At 64.2% G+C, this 20,136-nt stretch carries 21 protein-coding genes; 11 read left to right on the forward strand and 10 right to left on the reverse strand.

Annotated elements, in window-relative coordinates; translation table 11 throughout:
* The first annotated feature begins 8 nt into the window (after positions 1-8).
* The gene (locus ACJO2E_RS19270; protein WP_406966009.1) at positions 9-614 is read left to right on the forward strand and encodes a DUF4202 domain-containing protein; all 606 of its coding nucleotides are present in this window, start codon (positions 9-11) and stop codon (positions 612-614) included.
* Between the two features lie 54 nt (positions 615-668).
* Positions 669-959 carry a DUF2218 domain-containing protein gene (locus ACJO2E_RS19275; protein WP_406966010.1) on the forward strand — a complete coding sequence of 97 codons (291 nt, stop codon included), beginning with the start codon at positions 669-671 and terminating at the stop codon, positions 957-959.
* Here ACJO2E_RS19275 and ACJO2E_RS19280 read toward each other — a convergent pair.
* The 7 genes from ACJO2E_RS19280 to rpe form a co-directional block, all read right to left on the reverse strand.
* Entirely contained in the window at positions 935-2,344 is a 1,410-nt protein-coding gene (locus tag ACJO2E_RS19280) for an MATE family efflux transporter (protein ID WP_406966011.1), read from the reverse strand. The two genes, ACJO2E_RS19275 and ACJO2E_RS19280, sit on opposite strands and share 25 nt — an antisense overlap.
* Positions 2,345-2,355: 11 nt before the next feature.
* On the reverse strand, positions 2,356-3,168 hold the full coding sequence (gene trpC / locus ACJO2E_RS19285; protein WP_406966012.1) for an indole-3-glycerol phosphate synthase TrpC: 813 nt from the start codon (positions 3,166-3,168) through the stop codon (positions 2,356-2,358).
* A gap of 12 nt (positions 3,169-3,180) precedes the next feature.
* Positions 3,181-4,212 carry an anthranilate phosphoribosyltransferase gene (trpD, locus tag ACJO2E_RS19290; RefSeq protein ID WP_406966013.1) on the reverse strand — a complete coding sequence of 344 codons (1,032 nt, stop codon included), beginning with the start codon at positions 4,210-4,212 and terminating at the stop codon, positions 3,181-3,183.
* 404 nt (positions 4,213-4,616) lie between these two features.
* Positions 4,617-5,195 (reverse strand): aminodeoxychorismate/anthranilate synthase component II, encoded by a 579-nt coding sequence (locus ACJO2E_RS19295; protein ID WP_406966014.1) that lies wholly within the window; start codon positions 5,193-5,195, stop codon positions 4,617-4,619.
* A 16-nt stretch (positions 5,196-5,211) separates the two neighbouring features.
* On the reverse strand, positions 5,212-6,699 hold the full coding sequence (gene trpE, locus ACJO2E_RS19300) for an anthranilate synthase component I (RefSeq protein ID WP_406966016.1): 1,488 nt from the start codon (positions 6,697-6,699) through the stop codon (positions 5,212-5,214).
* A gap of 227 nt (positions 6,700-6,926) precedes the next feature.
* The gene (locus ACJO2E_RS19305; protein ID WP_406966018.1) at positions 6,927-7,613 is read right to left on the reverse strand and encodes a phosphoglycolate phosphatase; all 687 of its coding nucleotides are present in this window, start codon (positions 7,611-7,613) and stop codon (positions 6,927-6,929) included.
* A gap of 8 nt (positions 7,614-7,621) precedes the next feature.
* Positions 7,622-8,296, reverse strand: a complete 675-nt coding sequence (gene rpe, locus ACJO2E_RS19310) for a ribulose-phosphate 3-epimerase (protein ID WP_406966019.1) — start codon at positions 8,294-8,296, stop codon at positions 7,622-7,624.
* Between the two features lie 129 nt (positions 8,297-8,425).
* Here rpe and ACJO2E_RS19315 point away from each other — a divergent pair, with 129 nt between their 5' ends.
* On the forward strand, positions 8,426-9,379 hold the full coding sequence (locus ACJO2E_RS19315; protein ID WP_406966020.1) for a DUF3530 family protein: 954 nt from the start codon (positions 8,426-8,428) through the stop codon (positions 9,377-9,379).
* Between the two features lie 14 nt (positions 9,380-9,393).
* Here ACJO2E_RS19315 and ACJO2E_RS19320 read toward each other — a convergent pair whose 3' ends face one another.
* From ACJO2E_RS19320 to ACJO2E_RS19330, 3 genes are read right to left on the reverse strand one after another with little or no spacing between them, the layout of a single operon-like run.
* Entirely contained in the window at positions 9,394-10,143 is a 750-nt protein-coding gene (locus ACJO2E_RS19320; protein WP_406966021.1) for a DnaJ domain-containing protein, read from the reverse strand.
* 13 nt (positions 10,144-10,156) lie between these two features.
* Positions 10,157-10,837 (reverse strand): N-acetylmuramate alpha-1-phosphate uridylyltransferase MurU, encoded by a 681-nt coding sequence (murU, locus tag ACJO2E_RS19325; RefSeq protein ID WP_406966022.1) that lies wholly within the window; start codon positions 10,835-10,837, stop codon positions 10,157-10,159.
* Positions 10,834-11,886 (reverse strand): aminoglycoside phosphotransferase family protein, encoded by a 1,053-nt coding sequence (locus ACJO2E_RS19330; protein WP_406966023.1) that lies wholly within the window; start codon positions 11,884-11,886, stop codon positions 10,834-10,836. The genes murU and ACJO2E_RS19330 overlap by 4 nt, the downstream gene beginning before the upstream one ends.
* A gap of 375 nt (positions 11,887-12,261) precedes the next feature.
* Between ACJO2E_RS19330 and ACJO2E_RS19335 the strand changes: the two genes are divergently transcribed.
* From ACJO2E_RS19335 to ACJO2E_RS19370, 8 genes are all read left to right on the forward strand, one after another.
* Entirely contained in the window at positions 12,262-14,673 is a 2,412-nt protein-coding gene (locus ACJO2E_RS19335) for an LPS-assembly protein LptD (RefSeq protein ID WP_504362696.1), read from the forward strand.
* A gap of 30 nt (positions 14,674-14,703) precedes the next feature.
* Entirely contained in the window at positions 14,704-16,005 is a 1,302-nt protein-coding gene (locus ACJO2E_RS19340; RefSeq protein ID WP_406966024.1) for a peptidylprolyl isomerase, read from the forward strand.
* Entirely contained in the window at positions 16,002-17,018 is a 1,017-nt protein-coding gene (gene pdxA, locus ACJO2E_RS19345) for a 4-hydroxythreonine-4-phosphate dehydrogenase PdxA (protein WP_406966025.1), read from the forward strand. The genes ACJO2E_RS19340 and pdxA overlap by 4 nt, the downstream gene beginning before the upstream one ends.
* Positions 17,015-17,845: a 16S rRNA (adenine(1518)-N(6)/adenine(1519)-N(6))-dimethyltransferase RsmA gene (gene rsmA, locus ACJO2E_RS19350; RefSeq protein WP_406966027.1), complete on the forward strand. Its 831-nt coding sequence runs from the start codon at positions 17,015-17,017 to the stop codon at positions 17,843-17,845. Before pdxA ends, rsmA begins: the two co-directional genes overlap by 4 nt.
* A complete protein-coding gene (locus ACJO2E_RS19355; RefSeq protein ID WP_406966028.1) occupies positions 17,838-18,638 on the forward strand; it encodes a symmetrical bis(5'-nucleosyl)-tetraphosphatase in 801 nt (266 codons plus the stop codon). Before rsmA ends, ACJO2E_RS19355 begins: the two co-directional genes overlap by 8 nt.
* A gap of 67 nt (positions 18,639-18,705) precedes the next feature.
* Positions 18,706-19,032: a DUF423 domain-containing protein gene (locus tag ACJO2E_RS19360; RefSeq protein WP_406966192.1), complete on the forward strand. Its 327-nt coding sequence runs from the start codon at positions 18,706-18,708 to the stop codon at positions 19,030-19,032.
* A 13-nt stretch (positions 19,033-19,045) separates the two neighbouring features.
* On the forward strand, positions 19,046-19,246 hold the full coding sequence (gene thiS, locus ACJO2E_RS19365; protein ID WP_406966029.1) for a sulfur carrier protein ThiS: 201 nt from the start codon (positions 19,046-19,048) through the stop codon (positions 19,244-19,246).
* Positions 19,247-19,299: 53 nt separating this feature from the next.
* Positions 19,300-20,109 carry a thiazole synthase gene (locus ACJO2E_RS19370; RefSeq protein ID WP_406966030.1) on the forward strand — a complete coding sequence of 270 codons (810 nt, stop codon included), beginning with the start codon at positions 19,300-19,302 and terminating at the stop codon, positions 20,107-20,109.
* Positions 20,110-20,136 lie beyond the last annotated feature (27 nt).

The following is a 20,136-nucleotide window of genomic DNA, read 5'->3' on the forward strand; positions in this document are numbered from 1 at the left end:
ACAGCACCATGAGCAACGGGCAACAACTCGGATGTGCACTGGACGCCATCGACGCGGCCAACCGCCAGGACCCCAACGTGGAGGTGGTGGACGACCAGTCGCTGCCCCGTGAGTACGCCTACAGCCTGCATATGACCCGCTGGCTGCTGGCACTGGAGGCGGAGCCCTCCGACCGCATGCAGATCGCCTGCCGGGCCCAGCACATCGAGCGCTGGACCCGGCCACGGACGGACTACCCCGAGGGCCGCAAGGGCTACTACCAGTGGCGCCAGGATTGCGGAAAATTCCATGGTGAGCGTGCCGCTCAGATCATGGCGGACTGTGGCTTCCCGGAACAGGAATGCCAACGAGTGGCCACCATCCTAACCAAGCGGGAACTGCGCCAGGACCCGGACACCCAGTTACTGGAAGACGTGGCCTGCATGGTGTTCCTGGAGCGCTACTTCGCGGATTTCTACGAAGAGAAGACCGACTACGACAAGGACAAGTGGCTGCGCATCGTGCGACGCACCTGGGGCAAGATGACCCCCCGGGGCCACGAGGCGGCCCTGCAACTGGCTGGCAGCATGCCCGCCCATCTCCAGGCCCTGTTGCAGGAAGCCCTGTCGGAATAGGCCCGGCCCAGTCGTTCCCACTTTCTATTCCCTGATCCGACAGGAGAGTCTTACATGCCAGCCATGAACGCTTCCGTTACCACGACCGACCCCAGCCGACTGATCAATCGTCTGTGCAAGCACTTCCAGCATAAAGTGCATGCCCAGTGGACGGAGGAGGCCGGTGAGCTTCGCTTCGTTGTCGGTGACTGTCATCTGAAAGCCGCTGATGGCGCCCTGCTGATGACCTGTGAAGCAGAGAACGAGGAGAAACTGGAACAGGTGGGCGAGGTGGTTTCCTCCCACCTGGTGCGCTTTGCCGGTGGCGAGGTGGAATCCGTTCAGTGGCAGCCGTCCGCCGCCTGAGCGGGAGCCGCCATGCCCGCCTGACCTGGTGATGGAATCAGCCGATGGGGTCGGGCCTGGAGGAATAGCGCCAGGGCCAGTCCGAAGGTCAGCCATTCCGCCAGGGGAAGGGCCACCAGTAGCGGCCACTCCGGCGCCAGGGTGGCGATCAGCACCAGCAGCAGGCCCGGCAGCACCAGGCTGCGGGACAGGGCCACCATCGCCGACGGCAATGGCCGGTGCATCGCCGTCAGGTACACCGACAGCAGCACGTTCACACCGTTGATCAGGAACAGCGGCCAGAGGATACCCAGGAACCGGTCCGCCAGCAGGGCCGTGGTGGAGTCGGCCGAGGTGTCCAGGAACGCCCGCACCAGCGCACTGCCCTGGAGCCAGACCCCCAGCACCAGCACCACGCCCAGCCCGAGGATCACCGTCAGCGCGCAGCCCATGAACCGGCGGATGCGCTCCGGGTTGCCGGCCCCCAGGTTGTGGCTGAGCAGCACGTGCATGGCATCGGAAATGCCGTAGAACACCATCAGGCTCAGGAAGATCAGGTAGTTGACCACGGTAAACGCGGCCACACCATCCACCCCCTGCTCGCGCATCAGCAGCCAGTTGATCAGCAGCATCACCAGCCCCACGGACACCTCGTTGATCCACTCGGAGACACCATTGGCCAGGGCCTTGAACACTTCGCCCCAATGGGTCTGGCGCAGGCCAAACACCAGGCGACGACCGGGCCGGGTCAGGTAGAATAACTGCACGCCAAGCTGCAACACCTGCGCCATGCCGGTGGCCAGCGCCGCCCCGCGCAGGCCCTGGTCCAGGTAGCCCACCAGCACCGCATCCAGCACGATGTTGGTGCCCGCCCCAACAATCAGCGCGGTGGTGGCCAGTAGCGGGAAGCCGTCCACCCGGATGAAGTAGTAGAACACCATGGTCACCAGTTGCATCACCATCACCCCGGCGATCACCTGGAAATACTCCGCCATGAGCGGGAACAGCGATGGTGAGGCCCCCAGCAGCCGGTACAGGGGCTCCTGGAACAACAGGCTGGTGACCGTGATCACCAGGGAGATGACGAGGGTGGCCATCAGGCACTTGCTGTAGATGGCCGAGGCAGCGCCGATGTTGCCTTCCCCCAGGTAACGCCCCGCCCGCACGGTGCCGCCAATGGCCATGGCCAGGGCGATGCCGAACAGGAAGGTGAACCAGGGGATCAGCAGGGTAATGGCCGCCAGGGCATCGGCGCCGACGTAGTTGCCGATAAAGAAGCCGTCGACAATGACGGCGGTGGTGATCGCCAGCAAGCCCGCCACCGAGGGCAGGGCGTAACGGAAGAAGACCGGCCACAGCGGGCCGGTCAGTATTGGATCGTCTGGTTTGTCAGCGGTGGCTTCCATACCGGTCGCCACTATCCGAAGAATTCCCGCAGTTTCTCGCCGGGCTCCTCCGCCCGCATAAAGGACTCGCCCACCAGGAAACCGTAGATGCCCCGGTCGGTCATGGCCGCCACATCATCCCGGGTCAGGATGCCACTCTCGGTGACGGTCAGCCGGTCAGCCGGAATGCGCTCGTGCAGGTCAAAGGTGGTGTCCAGCGATACCTCGAAGGTATGCAGGTTGCGGTTGTTGATGCCCACCAGCGGTGTGGTCAGGGTCAGTGCGTCGTCCATTTCCTCGCCGTCATGCACTTCCACCAGTACATCCAGGCCGATTTCGTGGGCGATGCCTTCCAGCTCCTGCATCTGATCCCGGGTCAGGCAGGCGGCGATCAGCAGGATGCAGTCGGCGCCGATGGCCCGGCTCTCATAGACCTGATAGGGCGACACCATGAAATCCTTGCGGATCACCGGCAGACCGCAGGCGCTCCTCGCCTCCTTGAGGTAATCCTCATGGCCCTGGAAGAAATCCTGGTCAGTGAGCACTGACAGGCACGCCGCACCGCCCTGCTCATAGCTGTCAGCAATGGCGCCCGGGTGGAAGGGATCCCGCAGCACGCCCTTGCTGGGGGAGGCCTTCTTGATTTCGGCAATCACCGCCGGCTGTCGTGCCCCGATGCGATCGGCCATGGCCCGGGTAAAGCCCCGGGCAGGCGGCTGGTCGCCGGCCATGGCCTTCAGGTCGGCCTCGGTGGTGCGGCGCTTGCGCTGGTCGATCTCTTCCCACTTGCGGTCCACAATCTTGCGGAGGATCGTGGGGGTGCGGTCAATGTGTCGGTCGGTCATCGTTATGCTTGCTCAGTCGAAACAGTGGGAGAAGTCGGCCAGTTCGGACATCTTGCCGGCGGCCAGGCCGCTGCCCATGGCATCCAGGGCCATTTCCACGCCCATTTGTGGTGTTGTGGCAAGCCCTGCTACGTAGATGGCAGCGCCGGCATTCAGGGCAATCATGTCCCGGGCCTTCTCGGCCATTTCGTCGTGGCCCCGGCCGAAGGCGGCGCGGATCAGGTTGAGGGAATCCTCGGAGGTATCCACGGAGAGGCCCATCAGCGACTGGCTCTTGATGCCCAGGTCTTCGGGGGTTATCTCGTATTCGGTGATCTTTCCGTCTTTCAGTTCGGCGACGTGGGTGGCGCTGGCCAGGCTGATTTCGTCCAGGCCATCCTTGGAGCACACGACCATGATGTGTTCGCTACCCAGCTTGTGGAGCACTTCCGCCATGGGTCGGCACAGGGCCGGGGTGAACACACCCAGCAACTGGCGTTTGACTCCGGCGGGGTTGGTCATGGGGCCGAGGATGTTGAAAATGGTGCGGCAGCCCAGTTCTTTCCTGGGGCCGATGGCGTGTTTCATGGCACCGTGATGGGCCGGGGCGAACATGAAGCCGACGCCGATCTGCTCCACGCAGCGTGCGACATGCTCCGGTGTCAGGTCGAGGTTGACGCCGGCCTTTTCCAGCAGGTCGGCGCTGCCGCTCTTGGAGGACACGGCCCGGTTGCCATGTTTGGCCACGAAGCCGCCGGCTGCTGCCACTACGAAGGCGGACGCGGAAGACACGTTGAACAGGTTGGCGCCGTCGCCGCCGGTGCCGACGATGTCCACCAGTGGGTCGGCGTTGATGGTGACGTTGGTGGCCAGTTCCCGCATGACTTCGGTGGCGCCGGTAATCTCTTCGATGGTTTCGCTCTTGATGCGCAGGCCCATCAGGAAGGCGCCGACCTGGGCATCGGTGGCCTCACCGCCCATGACGATGCGCATGACCTCTTTCATTTCTTCCCGGCTCAGGTCCAGGTTGGAGGCGATTCGGTTCAGGGCTTCTTTCATGTCCATGATTGGTGGGCCTCTCGGTTTAGTTCTTCAACATTTGTATTCGAGTTTGGGTGCCTGGCCGGGGGGTGACGGGGCCTTTTCTCCGCCGCAATTCAGGGGCCATCCCTGGCGCCCGCCTTGCTCCGCGCCATCCATGGCGCTGCTGCGAAAAGGCCCCATCACCCCCCGTCCGATAAGCGACGGAGTTAATGCGGTCCTGATCCAAGATCGAAATGAGTGCCTTTATGACGAGGGCACACGTTGGAGGACCGCACTGAGGACGGGGTGGGGGATTGCTTTCCCAGACCGTCGGCAGCCAGGGACGGCTGCCGACGAGCCCTACAGGGACGTACTTGCGGGCGTGTCTGGGCAAGCGATACCGCTCCCCGGCCGGTCTTTCTCTCTGGCACTGACTTTAAAGGCAATCAGTACCGCAAAAAGTTACGAAGAAGCTCATGCCCCTCCTCAGTCATAATAGACTCAGGATGGAACTGCACCCCCTCGATGGGCAATGTCTTGTGCCGGACACCCATGATTTCCTCCATGGAGCCGTCATCGTTCCGGGTCCAGGCGGTCACCTCCAGGCAGTCCGGCAGACTCTCCTTCTCGATCACCAGACTGTGGTAGCGGGTGGCCTGCAACGGATTGTTCAGGCCCCGGAACACTCCGGTATCGGAGTGGTACACCGGCGACACCTTACCGTGCATCACCTGCCCGGCACGGATCACATTGCTGCCATACACCTGCCCGATGGCCTGATGGCCCAGGCAGATGCCCAGGATCGGCAGCTTGCCCGCAAAGTGGCGGATCGCCGCCATGGAGATGCCCGCCTCATTGGGCGTACAGGGCCCCGGTGAAATCACCAGGCGCTCCGGCTTCAGGGCCTCAATCTCCTCCACCGTGATCTCATCGTTGCGGTGAACATGCACATCCGCACCCAACTCTGCCAGATACTGGACCACGTTGTAGGTGAAGGAGTCGTAGTTATCGATCATCAACAGCATTGTCTTATCCCCCGCCTCAGTGGTCGAAATCGTTGTAGGTCATGGCAACGGCCCGGAAGATTGCCCGGCCCTTGTTCATGGTTTCCTTCCACTCAAGGCGCGGTATCGAATCGGCGACAATGCCGCCCCCGGCCTGGATATGCAGGGTGTTGTCCTTGATCACGGCGGTGCGGATGGCAATGGCCGTGTCCATATTGCCGTTGAATGACAGGTAGCCCACGGCGCCACCGTAGACGCCACGTTTCACAGGTTCCAGCTCGTCGATGATCTCCATGGCGCGGATCTTCGGGGCGCCGCTCAGGGTGCCGGCGGGCAGGGTGGCCCGCAGGACATCCAGGCAGGAAGTCCCTTCCTTCAGGCGCCCGGTGACGTTGGAGACAATGTGCATGACGTGGGAATAGCGTTCCACGATCATCCTGTCGCTCAGTTTCACGGTGCCGGTTTCCGACACGCGCCCGGCGTCGTTGCGGCCCAGGTCGATGAGCATCAGGTGCTCGGCGATTTCCTTGGGGTCGGCCAGCAGCTCCTTCTCCAGGGCCTTGTCCTCGGCCTCGGTGGCGCCGCGCTTGCGGGTACCGGCGATGGGGCGCACGGTGACTTCCTCGTCTTCCACCCGGGCCAGAATTTCCGGGGAGGAGCCGACAATGTGGAAGTCGTCCAGGTCCAGGAAGTACATGTACGGCGACGGGTTGAGCACTCGCAGAGACCGGTACAGGTTCAGGGGCGGCGCCTCGAACGGGATCGACATGCGCTGGGAGATCACCGTCTGCATGACGTCACCATCCAGCACATAGCCCTTGATGCGTTCCACCGCCTTTTCATGGAGGGGCTGGCTGAAGCCGGAGACAAAGTCGCTCTCGTCTACGGTCTTGCCGCGCAGGTGCTCCGGCGTTCGCGGGGCGTCGGCGGTCTGCCGGTGCAGGCGGGCCTCCAGCTCATTGAGGCGGGCCATGGCCTGTTCGTAGGCACCTTCCATGGCCGGATCCGCGTGGACGATCAGGTGCAGTTTGCCCCGCAGGTTGTCGAACACCACGATTTCGTCGGACACCATCAGCAGGATGTCCGGGGTACCGATCTGGTCCGGCGGGCAGGTTTCGCGCAGGCGCTTCTCGATGTAGCGCACGGTGTCGTAGCCGAAATAGCCCACCAGGCCGCCGTTGAAGCGGGGCAGGTCGTCCAGGTCCGGGGCGTTGAAGCGGGCCTGGTATTCCTCGACGAAGGTGAGCGGGTCGTCGCGCTCGGCCTCCTCGATCACCTGGCCGTCCCGGGTGATGGTGATCTTATCGCCATACACCTTCAGCACTTCTCGACTGGGCAGGCCGATGATGGAGTAGCGGCCCCATTTCTCGCCGCCCTGGACGGATTCAAACAGGTAGGAGTAAGGCCCGCTGGCGAGCTTGAGGTAGGTGCTCAGGGGCGTATCAAGATCCGCGAGCACTTCGCGGTACACGGGAATGCGGTTGTAGCCGGCGTCGGCCAGCCCGGAAAACTGTTCGGGTGTCATGACATCATCCTGAAATCTGATCTGCTGTTGCCGCCGGAGCCTGTCGGGCAGCGTTCAATGTGGCGTGCAGGCCTTACCGCACGACCGGGGCACGTCTCAGCCGGTCCGCCATCGCCACCATCGTGTTGCGCGGGTGGTGAGGACGCCGCGCGATGCAGTCAGATTCAGTCCCTGCACGGCAGGAATCTCCCGAAATGAAGGTTTGTGTTCACGTTATCCCTGTGAGGTTACAAAAGCTCGGTCAGCGAATCAACAACCACGTCCGCCCCCAGGTCGTCCACAGACGGGCCATAGTGGTAACCATAGCGTACCAGCACCGATGGCAGGCCGGCGTTGTGGGCGGCTTCGGCATCGGCGGCGGAGTCGCCGATCATCACAGTGGTGCCGGGGCTGCCGCCCAGGGTGCGCATGGCCAGCAACAGGGGCTCGGCATCCGGCTTCTTCACGGTCAGGGTGTCGCCGCCAACAACCATCTCGAACCAGTGATCCAGCCCCATGCGCTCCAGCAGCGGCTGCACGAACCGCTCCGGCTTGTTGGTCACCACCGCCAGCCGGCAGTCGTTGTCGTGGAGGCGTTGCAGGCAGGCTTCGACGCCGTCGAACACGGTGGATCGGTCGCCGTTGAGTTCCTCGTAGGACAGGTAGAACTGGGTGATGGCGTCGTTGAACAGGGCGTCGTCCAGGGGTGCCGCAGCCTCCCAGTCCACCTGGCCGGTGAGGGCCCGGCGGACCAGTACCTGGGCGCCGTTGCCCACCCACTGGCGTACCCGTTCCTGGCCTGCCGGCGGTCGTCCCAGGCTTTCCAGCATATGATCCACGGCGGCGGCCAGGTCCGGTGCGCTGTCCACCAGGGTGCCGTCCAGGTCAAACAGGGCCACGCCGGGCCAGAGGGAGGTGAAGGTTCGCTTGTCCACGGTATCCGTTATCCTGCCTTGGCAATCTCGGCGCGCATGGCGTCGATGGTGGCCTTGTAGTCGTCGGTGTTGAAGATGGCGGAGCCGGCCACGAAGGTGTCGGCGCCGGCGGCGGCGATTTCGCGGATGTTGTCGGTCTTCACGCCACCGTCGATCTCCAGGCGGATGTCCAGGCCGCTGTCATCAATCAGTCTGCGGGCCTGCCGCAGCTTGTCGAGGGTGCCGGGGATGAACTTCTGGCCACCAAAGCCGGGATTGACTGACATCAGCAGGATCATGTCCACCTTGTCCATGACATGGTCCAGGTAGCTCAGCGGTGTGGCGGGGTTGAACACCAGCCCGGCCTTGCAACCGCCGTCGCGGATCAACTGTAGTGAGCGGTCGATGTGGTTGGAGGCTTCCGGGTGGAAGGTGATGTAACTGGCACCGGCGTCAATGAACATGCGGATCAGGTCGTCCACCGGGGACACCATCAGGTGCACATCGATGGGGGCGGTCACGCCGTGCTTGCGCAGGGCCTCGCAGACCATGGGGCCGATGGTGAGGTTGGGCACGTAGTGGTTGTCCATGACATCGAAATGGACGACATCGGCGCCTGCCGCCAGCACATTGTCGACTTCCTCGCCCAGGCGGGCAAAATCGGCGGACAGGATCGAGGGGGCGATCAGTTCAGGCTGTTTCATGATGGTCTCTTCATACGGCTGTGTTCTGCGTCAGGGAGGGGGTGGGCTCCCTGTGTTAAGATTCCTGACGCGGTCCGGGAAGCCCTCTTCGGAATCGCGCCATTCTAACAGTCTGAACGGGAATTGTCCGTGGCGATTCAGCAACATTATTCCGCCCTGCTGGTGTTACTGGCCCTACTGGTGACTACGCCGGTGACGGCCCAGGACGGTGAGCCGGCCGACAACGGTAACCAGAATCAGGAAGACGGGGCCGCCGCTGCCGAAGAGGGAGAAACCCCGCCAGCGGAACCCTTGCAACGGATCTTCATCCGGTCGTCCGGCGATGCTGGTGCCCTGGCCCAACAATACCCGCATCTGGCGGTGTGGCTGGAACCCGAGGACGAACCCCGCGTGCTGGCCCTGGTGGAGCGGGAGGTCACCGCCCGACCGTCGGGGGGCGTGGTGATTCTGGCCGGGGAAGGGCAGTCCGCCAATGACAGTCTGCTCAAAGGCCTGCGTTCACGGCTGAGCGAGGCGGGCTGGGCGACCATGACCCTGGGGCTGGAGCAGCCGTCCCCGTCCCTGGAGATGGCCCGTGAACGCCTGGCGGACAACGCGCCCTCCGGTGATGGGGATGGCGACGCGGAGGCGGATTCGGTGATGATCGACGTCAACGACGAAGCCGCCCGTGACCTGTTGGAAGCCCATCGGAAAACCATCGGGGCCCGGCTGACAGCCGCGGTGGCCTGGTTTACCGGGAAGCAGTACCAGCGCGTGATCCTGGTGGGGGTGGGGCGTGGTGCCGATGAGGTGCGTGCCTTCCTGCCGGAGGCCCCCGCCGGGGTCAGTCAGGCAGTCTGGGTGGCGGCGGATTTTGGCGGCCAGTCCCCGGCCACGATCAGTGACGCGCTCAGTGGGGAAACCACACCTATCCTGGATCTCTACCCGTCCCGCAATGGGGATGTTGCCGGGCGACAGGCAGCCTTCCGGCGCGCGGGAATCGCTTCCTATCAGGCGATGTCAGCGCCGGTTCCCATGCGGCCCGCCGGCCGCGATGCGGGGGTGATCGCCAACCGCCTGCTGGGATGGCTGGGAAAAGAGTAGTCTCCTTAGGGGGGCTAGCGAGTCACCCGTTCCCGACGCTTGATCACTTCCCAGGCCTGCTGGAGCCTCAGCAACTGGTCACGGGCCCGGGCCTGTTCCGCCGGGCTCAGGCTGTCGCCCAGCTTGTCCGGGTGATAGCGGGCCACCTCGCGGCGGTAGGTGCGCTTCATGTCGGTGAAACTGATGGACGCATCCACTCCCAGGATGCGGTAGGCATCCTGCAGGCTTTCCGGCTTGGGCGGCGGTTCCGCCATCCACACCTCCTCCCGGTAGACCCGGTGAATCCGGTCGATGGCGGCCAGGGGCAGCCCGAGGCGGCAGAAGGCATCCTCGCAGCGATAACGTCTGGGCCTCTCCGGCGTGCCATGCAACTGGGCCCCGTGGCACAGGCACAGGCCAACCAGCAGGTTGGTGCGTTGTCGCCAGGGGGCGAACAGCCTGAACCAGGCCATCCTGAGGGGCGAGAGGTCGGTGCTGTCACGGCCCTGGTGGAAGCGCCGGATGGCCTTGCGGCGGGCCCTGGGCGACAGCGCCAGGCTTTCCATCAGGTTCTCCGCGTAGCGGATGTCGTGCTCGGTGACCCGGCCATCGGCCTTGGCAATGTATCCCAGGCAGTAGAACAGGGCCTGCCGGGCACCGCGACCCAGGGTATAGCGGGCCATCATGCGGGTGGGCTGGTGGTTGCCGGCAATAAAGTCGGACAGCAGTTCTTCCAGGAGGGCCCGGGTGTGGGCTGGCAGGCTTTGCTGATCACTTCCGCTCATGTTAGTGCCAGGGTCAGGGGTGCCGGGGTTGAGTCAGGAGTCGGTCCAGGGCTGCCAGGCGCTCCGGGGTGCCGATATCCATCCACTGTCCACGGTGGTGCAGGCCGGTCACCTCGCCCCGGGTCATGGCCTCGCGCAGGATCGGGGCCAGCTTGCGGGCGCCGGGCAGCAGGCCGTCAAACAGCGACCGGTGCAGCAGGCTGATGCCGGTGAAGGTCAGGCGCGGTTCGTCGTCGCTGGTGACCCGGCCATCCGCCCCCAGGGCAAAGTCGCCCTCCGTATGGTGTGCCGGGTTGTCGGTCAGCACCAGCCGGGCCTTGCCGGACGCTGGCGGCTCGAGTGTCGACAGATCGAAATCATGCCAGATGTCACCGTTGATGACTGCGAACCAGCCTGAATCCCCCTCCAGCAATGGCAGCGCCTGGATGATGCCACCGGCGGTTTCCAGTGGTTCCCCTTCCCGGGAATAGTTGATGGTGACGTCGTAGGTTCCGCCGTTGCCCAGCGCCTGTTCGATCTGCTCTCCCAGCCAGGCGTGGTTGATCACCAGGTCGTTGAACCCCGCCGCCCGCAGCTTGCGGATATGGTGGACAATCAGCGGCGCACCGCCGGCCTCCAGCAGCGGCTTGGGGGTGTTCAGGGTGAGCGGACGCATGCGCTCGCCCTTGCCGGCGGCGAGGATCATGGCCTTCACGGGTGCGGGCCTCCGGTGGTGTCGTCCGGGGGCGTGCCCAGCTTGTGGTGGATGGCGGGCACTACCTGCTCCCGCAGCCACTGGTTGAAATGGCGCAGGGCGGGCAGGGGCTGGCTGGCCTCCACCAGGTAGTTGACGGTGCGGGGGATGTCCGCCAGGTAGCCGCTCTTGCCGTCCCGCAGGTAGAGCCGGGCAAAGATGCCCGACGCCTTCAGGTGTCGCTGCATGCCCATCAACTCGAACCATTGGTGGAAGGTGTCGCTGTCGGCCTGGTGCAGGCCGGCCTCGCGGCCCATGACCCGGAAATCCTCCAGCCAGGTGTTGCGGCGGGCGGCGGGCCAGTCGATGTAGCAGTCCTTGAGCAGTGACACGATGTCATAGGTGATCGGGCCGTTCACCGCGTCCTGGAAGTCGATAACCCCGGGCACGGGGGTGTCCGGGCGCACCAGCAGGTTGCGGGAATGGTAGTCCCGGTGCACGGTCACCCGGGGCTGCGCCAGGGCGCTCTCCCGGAGGAAGGCAAAGGTGGTGTCCAGCATGCAGCGCTCGCGGTCGCCCAGTTCCATCTGCAGCAGGCCTTCCAGGAGCCAGTCGGGGAACAGGTCCATCTCCCGGTTCAGCAGGGCCTCGTCATAGGGGGGCAGCGGGTAATCGTCAGTGTCCGGTGCCTGCTGGATGCGGATCAGTTCGGCCATGGCCTCGTCGTACAGGTCATCGGCGGTGACCCCGTTCAGGCGCCCGAGCATCAGTCGGTCGCCGAAGTCCTCCAGCAGCAGGAACCCCTGTTCCAGGTCGTCAGCCAGGATCTGCGGTACCGCAATGCCATGCTGACGCCAGTGGCGGGCCAGGGCCACGAAGGGGTGGCAGTTTTCCTTCTCCGGCGGCGCGTCCATGGCGATGGCGGTAATGGACTTGCCCAGGCGGTCTTTGCCGGTGGCCCGGAAATAGCGTCGGAAACTGGCGTCGCCGCTGACCGGCGTCAGATGGGCGCGGTCGAAGCCGGAGTGTTGGTGAACCCAGTAGGTGAGTTTTTCCAGGCGCTTGTCCATGTTGTCGGTGCCCTTGTGTTCAGGTTCAGCGGAGTGAATCCCGCAGCGTGGCCGGGGCGGATCTCCAAAATTTACTGGAGGCAGAGTATACCGTTGCTGAATGGCTAGTGTCCCGTCTGGGTAATTCGTTAACCGACTGAGCTACTGAGGGCGCGACGAATTACCCAGACGGGACACTAACGCCTCCCCAGCCATGGAAGCATCGGAGAAGCGCGTTAACAAGCCCGCTTGTCCCGTGTAAACTAGCCCACCAAATCTTCACCAACCGGCCTTGCGTGCAGGGCTCTTGGGGACTCAGAACCGTAACGAATCACCCAGGCGGGAGACTCTGGGCATACTGCCCGCCACGCCGACCACCAACAGGATCCGGAACCGGTGCCACTTGAGTACTACGTGAGGCCAGCAGGCCGCCAACAGTCTGTCGTCGAGGCACAACGCTCCCGGGTTGCCGCCCTGCTGGCCGGCGTCTGCCTCTTGTCCACGGCCATAACTGCAGCAGCGGACTCGCCCACGGCGGCCAGTATGGACTGGCGCCCCCGGTCGGAACTGCCGCCGGAACAGCAGGCACGGTTGCCGCTGTTCTGCCGCGGTGGCTATGTGGCGCCGGAATCGTCAGCCGGCGACGTCGCGGTAGAGGAGGGCGCCCCGGTGAATGCCAGTGCCCTGTCGGCCCGCTACGAGATGGATACCCGGTTACACCTGGAAGGGGATGTGCGACTGTCCCAGGCGGGCATGGCCATGACCGGCGACCGGGCGGTCTATGACCAGGCCAGCGGCGAGGTGTCGGTTACCGGGCCCATGACCAGCCGCAGTCCCGGCATGCTGCTGACCGGTGACAGCGCCCGTTACGATGTCAATTCCGGTTTCTTCACCATCGATGATGCCAGCTTCCTGTTCCATCAGACGGAGATGCGGGGCCAGGCCTCGCGGATCACCCGGCCGGAGGAACAGATCATCACCATCGACCAGGGGTACCTGACCACCTGTGCCCCGGACCGCAACGACTGGTCGCTGGTGGCGTCGGACATCCGTCTCAACCAGGCGGAAGGGTTCGGTACCGCCAGGCACGTCCGCCTGCAGGTGAAGGACGTGCCGGTGTTCTACTGGCCCTGGGCCAGCTTCCCCATCGATGACCGCCGCAAGACAGGCTTCCTGTATCCCACTGCGGGCACGTCCAACACCGGTAGCGGCCTGTACCTGTCCACGCCCTATTACCTGAACCTGGCGCCCCATTACGATGCCACCCTCACACCCCAGTATATCCATGGTCGCGGCCTGCTGACCGAAGCGGAGGGGCGTTACCTGAGCCGCTTAGGGGAATCCGTGCTGCAGGTGGGGTATATCGACGATGACCGATACTACCGGGATGAGTTTCCTGGCGAGTCCGGCAAGCGCTGGGGCCTGGATTTCCACAGCCGGGCGAATTTCGGCAGTGGCTGGCGGGGATACGCTGACTACTCGGTGGTGTCTGACAACGACTACCTCAGCGACCTGAACCAGACCCTGGACATCGGCAATGCCACCCACCTGCTGCGCCGGGGTGGCGTGCGCTACCAGGACCAATGGCAACTGTTCGAAGCCTATGTGGCCGGCTACCAGACCATCACCGACACCGTGGCCGACCGCAACAAGCCCTACGATCAACTCCCCGAGGTGATCTACGGCGCCAATGTACCCCTGGGGATCTTCGAGGTGGGACTGGAGAGTCAGTACACCAACTTTGACCGTGACAACGAGGGCCTGACCGGCCTTGACCGGGCGGTGGGTCAGCGGGCCCGGGCCATCCCGGAGCTGGCCCTGCCCCTGCGGACCATCTGGGGCTACACGCGGCCCTCCGTCAGCCTGGACCAGACCTGGTACGACCTGGACGACTACGACCTGGGCGACCCCACTTTCAACCGCTCGGTGCCGGTGGCGGAACTGGACAGCGGTATCTACCTGGACCGCAAGACCACTCTGTTTGGCGATGAGTACAACCAGTCCCTGGAGCCACGGGTGTACTATGTCTACGCCGATGCGGACGATGACCAGGACGACATCCCCAACTTTGATGCCGGCCTGCGTTCCTTCCGTTTCGACAACCTGTTCCAGCCCAACCGCTTCGTGGGTGGCGACCGTGTCGGTGACGCCAACCAGACCACGGTGGCACTGACCAGCCGTTTCAATGACATGGCGACCGGGGTGGAGACCGCCCGTTTCAGCCTGGGCCAGGTGTTCTACCACGAAGACCGGGAGGTTACCCTCAATGGCCGTGGTGGTGGTACCGAGAGCGATTCCCCCTATGCCGGGGAGATGGTGCTCCGGCCCCTGGATACGCTGGATATCCGGGTATCCGGCCTCTGGGACCCGCGGGAGAAACATACCGAGGAGGGCCGCAGCGTGCTGGCCTACCACTCGCCGGACTACCGCTACCTGGTCAGCATGGGCCACAGCTACAGCCGAGGCACCAATCCCAATAACCGGTTCGAGCAGATGGACGTGGGTGGTATTGTGCCCATTACCGACAACCTCAGCCTGATTGCCCGCTGGGTCTTCGATTCACAGCTGGACGAAACGGTCGGTACACTGGCGGGGCTGGAGTACAACAACTGTTGCTGGAGTTTCCAACTGGTGCAACAACGTGTGACCGAGTACGACGCGGTTGACGATCGGGAGGTCGACCACCGGGTGGTGTTCCAGATCCAGCTCAAGGGGCTGGGTGGCTCCGGTGGCACGGAGAATACGCTCTCCGACGCTTTCTACGGTTACGAGGAACGCGAGCGCAGGCGCTTCGGCGCGCGCCCCTGACACATCGACTGAACCATGAACGAGGTAAGTATGCAGGCAAAAAGCCTGACGGGTATCAAGACATTGCTGGTGGCCCTGATGATGGCAGTGGCCTCCGTTGCCCAGGCGGACCGACAGCCGCTGGACCGGGTGGTGGCCATTGTGGATGACGGCGTCATCCTGCAGTCGGAGCTGGACGCCAGGGTCAACACCATCCGTTCGCGGTTGCAGGGCCAGGGTACCGGCCTGCCACCCCGGCAGGTGCTGGAAGAGCGGGTGCTGGATCAGTTGATCACCGAGAACATCCAGCTCCAGATGGCGGACCAGATGGGCATGCGGGTCAGTGACAACGAGCTCAACGAAACCATCGACCGCATTGCCCGTGGCAATAACATGACCCTCCAGCAGTTCGAGGAGCAACTGGCGGCGGAAGGGGTGACCTACCAGGAAGCCCGTGAACAGATCCGCCGGGAAATGCTGGTCAGCCGTGTGCAGCAGCGTCAGGTGGACAGCCGGGTACGGGTGACCGACCGGGAAGTGGAAAACTACCTGGAGCAGACCAACGGCCAGACCCAGACCACCACCGAATACCAGCTGGCCCATATCCTGGTGGCGGTGGATAACTTCTCCGACCAGGAGGCGGTTGCCCAGGCCCGGCAGAAGGCCCGGCGCCTGCAGCAGGAAATTGCCGGCGGTCGTGACTTCCAGTCGGCCGCGGTGGCGGAGTCCGATGCCAGCAATGCCCTGGAAGGGGGCGTGATGGGCTGGCGGAGCCGGGCGGACCTGCCGTCCCTGGTGACCGACATTGTGCCGGAACTGCCCCTGAATCAGCCCTCCGAGGTGCTCCAGAGCGGCAGCGGGTTCCATATCGTCCAGGTCCTCGACCGTCGTGGCGGTGAGACCCGGAACATGGTGGAACAGGCTCGAGTGCGCCATATCCTGGTTCGCCCCACCGAGGTGGTGTCCGATGCCAAGGCTGAGCTGCGGATCAACGATATCTACCAGCAGCTGGTGAATGGTGGTGACTTCGGCGAGCTGGCCCGGGAATACTCCGACGACCCGGGGTCCGGTTCCGCCGGTGGTGACTTGGGCTGGGTCAGTCCGGGCCAGATGGTGCCCGCCTTTGAAGAGGCCATGATGAACGCGCCGGTGGGCGAAGTTACCCGGCCGTTCCGTTCTCGCTTCGGCTGGCATATCCTGGAGGTACAGGAACGTCGCAACCAGGACATCAGCGAGCAGGTGCGCGCCTCTGAGGCCCGTCAGGCCCTGTACCGCCGCAAGTACGAGACGGAACTGCAGAACTGGCTCCAGGAAATCCGCGACGAGGCCTACGTGGAGATCAAGAACTCATGACCGAACCGGTCACCCTGGCACTGACCGCGGGTGAACCCGCTGGCATTGGTCCCGAACTGTGCCTGCAACTGGCCACCGAGGAACGCGCCCAGCGCGTGGTAGTCGTTGCCAGCCGGGAGTTGCTGGAGGCCCGCCAGGCCCTGCTGGGGCTGCATGTGAAGCTACAGCCCTGGCAGCCGGGGGAGGCCGTGGCCACCAGCGCCGGCGAGCTGTCGGTGCTGGATGTACCGGGGATCGCCGACACCAAAGCCGGTACCACCCACACCGGCAACAGCCAGTATGTGCTGGACGCCCTCACCATCGCCGCCCGGGATTGCCTGGACGGTACCTTTGACGGCATGGTCACCGCACCGGTGCACAAGGGGGTGATCAACGAGGCCGGCATTGCCTTCAGCGGTCATACCGAATTCCTGCAGGAGCTTTGCGGTGTCGAGCGGGTGGTGATGATGCTGGCCACCGAGGACCTGCGGGTGGCCCTGGCCACCACGCACCTGCCCCTGAAGGACGTGCCGGCCGCTATCACCCCGGAACGACTGAGGCAGGTGACGCGCATCCTCAACCAGGACCTCAAGACCTACTTCGGCATTCGTCATCCCCGTATCCTGGTGGCGGGGCTGAACCCCCATGCCGGTGAGGGCGGCCACCTGGGGCGGGAGGAGATCGAGGTCATCGAACCCACCCTGGAACAGCTCCGGCAGGAAGGCATCACCCTGACCGGCCCATTGCCGGCGGACACCCTGTTCACGCCCCACTGGCTGGACGATGCCGACGCCGTCCTGGCCATGTACCACGACCAGGGTCTGCCGGTGCTCAAGTTCCAGGGCTTTGGCCGCGCCGTGAACATCACCCTGGGGTTGCCCATCGTGCGCACCTCCGTGGACCATGGCACCGCCCTGGACCTGGCCGGCACCGGCAAGGCGGACGCGGGCAGCCTGCATACGGCGATCCGCGTGGGCGAGCAGATGGCCCGGTACCGTCGTGAACACGCCCAACAGACAGGGGCATCGTCTTGAGTAAAAGTGCCGGTCATCAGGCCCGCAAGCGGTTCGGGCAGAACTTTCTCCACGATCCGGGGGTGATCGAGCGGATCGTGCGGTCCATCCATCCGCAACCGGACGACAATCTGGTGGAAATCGGCCCGGGGCTTGGCGCCCTCACCGAGGAACTGCTGGCGGTGAATCCGCGGCTGCGGGTGGTGGAGCTGGACCGGGACCTGATCCCGGTGTTGCGTACCAAGTTCTTCAACTACCCGGAGTTCCATATCCACGAGGCGGATGCCCTGAAGTTCGATTTCAGCGAGCTGGCGGGCAACGGCCCCCTGCGCATCGTGGGCAACCTGCCCTACAATATCTCCACGCCCCTGATCTTCCACCTGCTGGAGCAGGCAGGGGTGGTGAAGGACATGCACTTCATGCTGCAGAAGGAAGTGGTGCAGCGACTGGCGGCGGGCCCGGGGGACAACAATTACGGCCGGCTGGGTATCATGGCCCAGTATTTCTGCCGGGTGCAGCCATTGTTCGAGGTGGGGCCAGGGGCCTTCAAACCTGCGCCCAAAGTGGATTCCGCCATTGTCCGCCTGGTGCCCCATGAGACATTGCCCCACCCGGCGCGAGACCTGGCCATGTTGCAGCAGGTGGTGCGCACCGCCTTCAACGCCCGCCGCAAGACCCTGCGCAAGTCCCTGGGTAACCTGGTGAGTGCGGAGGAGCTGCAGAACCTGGGCATCAACGACGGCCTGCGCCCGGAGAACCTGGGGCTGCCGGAGTACGTGGCCATTGCCGACTACCTGACCGGGAACCGGCCACAGGCGGATGCCACAAACGAGGCTGACCATGACTGACTACGCCATTGGAGATATCCAGGGCTGTTACGACCGGTTGCTGGATGTGCTGGACAAGGTGGATTTCTCTCCTTCCCGGGATCGTCTGTGGGTGGCCGGCGACATCATCAACCGGGGGCCGTCCTCCCTGGAAAGCCTGCGTTATGTGAAGAACCTGGGCAGCTCCGCCGTGGTGGTGCTGGGCAACCACGATCTGCACCTGCTGGCAGTGGCGCTCGGCGGCCACAGCATCAAGAAGAAGGATACCCTGCAGGATATCCTGGACGCACCGGATCACGATGAGTTGCTGCAATGGCTGTTGCAGCAGAACATCTGCATCCATGACCCCCGGCGCAACCTGGTGATGTCCCATGCCGGCCTGCCCCATATCTGGAGTGCGGAAAAGGCCGCAGCCCTGGCCGGGGAACTGGAAGCAGTGCTTCGCGGTCCTGATGTGGAAACGTACTTCCGCCAGATGTACGGCAACTACCCGGAATGCTGGCGGGACGATCTGCAGGGCATGGACCGCTGGCGTATGATTACCAACTATTTCACCCGCATGCGGTTCATCGCCGAGGACGGCACCCTGGAGCTGGCCACCAAGGAGTCCGCCGGTCATTCGCCGGAGGGCTACGCCCCCTGGTTCAGCTTCCCGAGGGCGGATGATGTGCGGGTGCTGTTCGGTCACTGGGCCGCCCTGGAAGGGGAGACCGGCAGTGACCGGTATATCGCCCTGGATACCGGCTGCGTGTGGGGTGGCCGCCTGACCCTGATGAACCTGGATACCGACGAGAAGATCCACTGTGAATGCTGAACACGCCCAGCCATCCCTGAGCCGCTACTGGCTGGCGGTGGGCGCCCTGATTGCTCTGCTGGCGGTCATGGCCGGGGCCTTTGGCGCCCACGGCCTGCGGGGCATGGTGGGCGAACGGGGCCTTGAAGTTTTCCAGACCGCCGTCACCTATCAGATGTACCATGCCATCGCGCTGGTACTGGTAGCGCTGCTGTCTGCCACCGGCCTTTCGCGCCGGTTGCTGGGTGTCGCCGGTGGCTTCTTCCTGGCCGGTATCCTGCTGTTCAGCGGCAGCCTGTACCTGCTGGTGCTGACCGATATCCGCTGGGTGGGGCCAGTCACGCCGATCGGTGGCGTCTGCTTCATGGTGGGATGGGCCTTGCTGGTGATAGCGGCCTTGCGTCGGCCCGCGTGAATAAGAGGTCAATATGAACGTAGTACTCAACGGTGATGCCCGGGAACTCCCCGATCAGGCCACGCTGCAATGGCTGATCGACGACCTCGGCCTTACCGGCAAACGGCTGGCGGTGGAGGTGAACGAAGATATCGTACCCCGTAGCCAGCATGGCGACTTTCGCCTGAACGACGGTGACCGCGTTGAGGTGGTCCACGCCATTGGCGGCGGCTGATCCGCCACCTTGTTCCCGCGCCTGTTTACTGACCAAGACCCCCAAGGAATCCCATGACTGACCAGAGCCAGATACCGTTGCCGGAAGACAAACCCCTTGAGATCGCGGGCCGGGTATATCGGTCCCGCCTGCTGGTGGGCACCGGCAAGTACCGGGACCTGACGGAGACCGGCCACGCCATCGAAACCAGCGGCGCCGAGATTGTCACCGTGGCGGTACGCCGCACCAACCTGGGCCAGAACCCGGACGAGCCCAACCTGCTGGACGTGGTGTCGCCGGAGAAGTACACCATCCTGCCCAACACCGCCGGCTGCTTCACCGCGAAGGATGCGGTACGCACCTGCAAACTGGCCCGGGAACTGCTGGATGGCCATGACCTGGTGAAACTGGAAGTGCTGGGCGAAGAGAAAACCCTCTACCCGAACATGACCGAAACCCTGGTGGCTGCCGAGGAACTGATCAACGACGGCTTCCAGGTGATGGTCTACTGCTCCGACGACCCGCTGCTGGCCAAACGCCTGGAAGAGATGGGCTGCATCGCCATCATGCCCCTGGGCGCCCCCATCGGCTCCGGTCTGGGTATCCAGAACCGTTACAACATCCGCCTGATCGTCGAGAACGCCAACGTGCCCGTGCTGGTGGATGCCGGTGTCGGCACCGCGTCGGATGCCACCATCGCCATGGAACTGGGCTGTGACGGCGTACTCATGAACACCGCCATCGCTTCCGCCCGGGACCCCATCCGCATGGCCCACGCCATGAAGCTGGCCATCGAATCCGGCCGCGAGGCGTACCTGTCCGGCCGCATGCCGAAGAAGGCCTATGCCAGCGCGTCCTCGCCCATTGATGGTACTTTCTTCTAGCTGGCTACACCCTTGGTTTACGCCTGA

Origin of the sequence: Marinobacter shunpengi, from assembly GCF_045449695.1 — a bacterium.
GTDB lineage: Bacteria > Pseudomonadota > Gammaproteobacteria > Pseudomonadales > Oleiphilaceae > Marinobacter.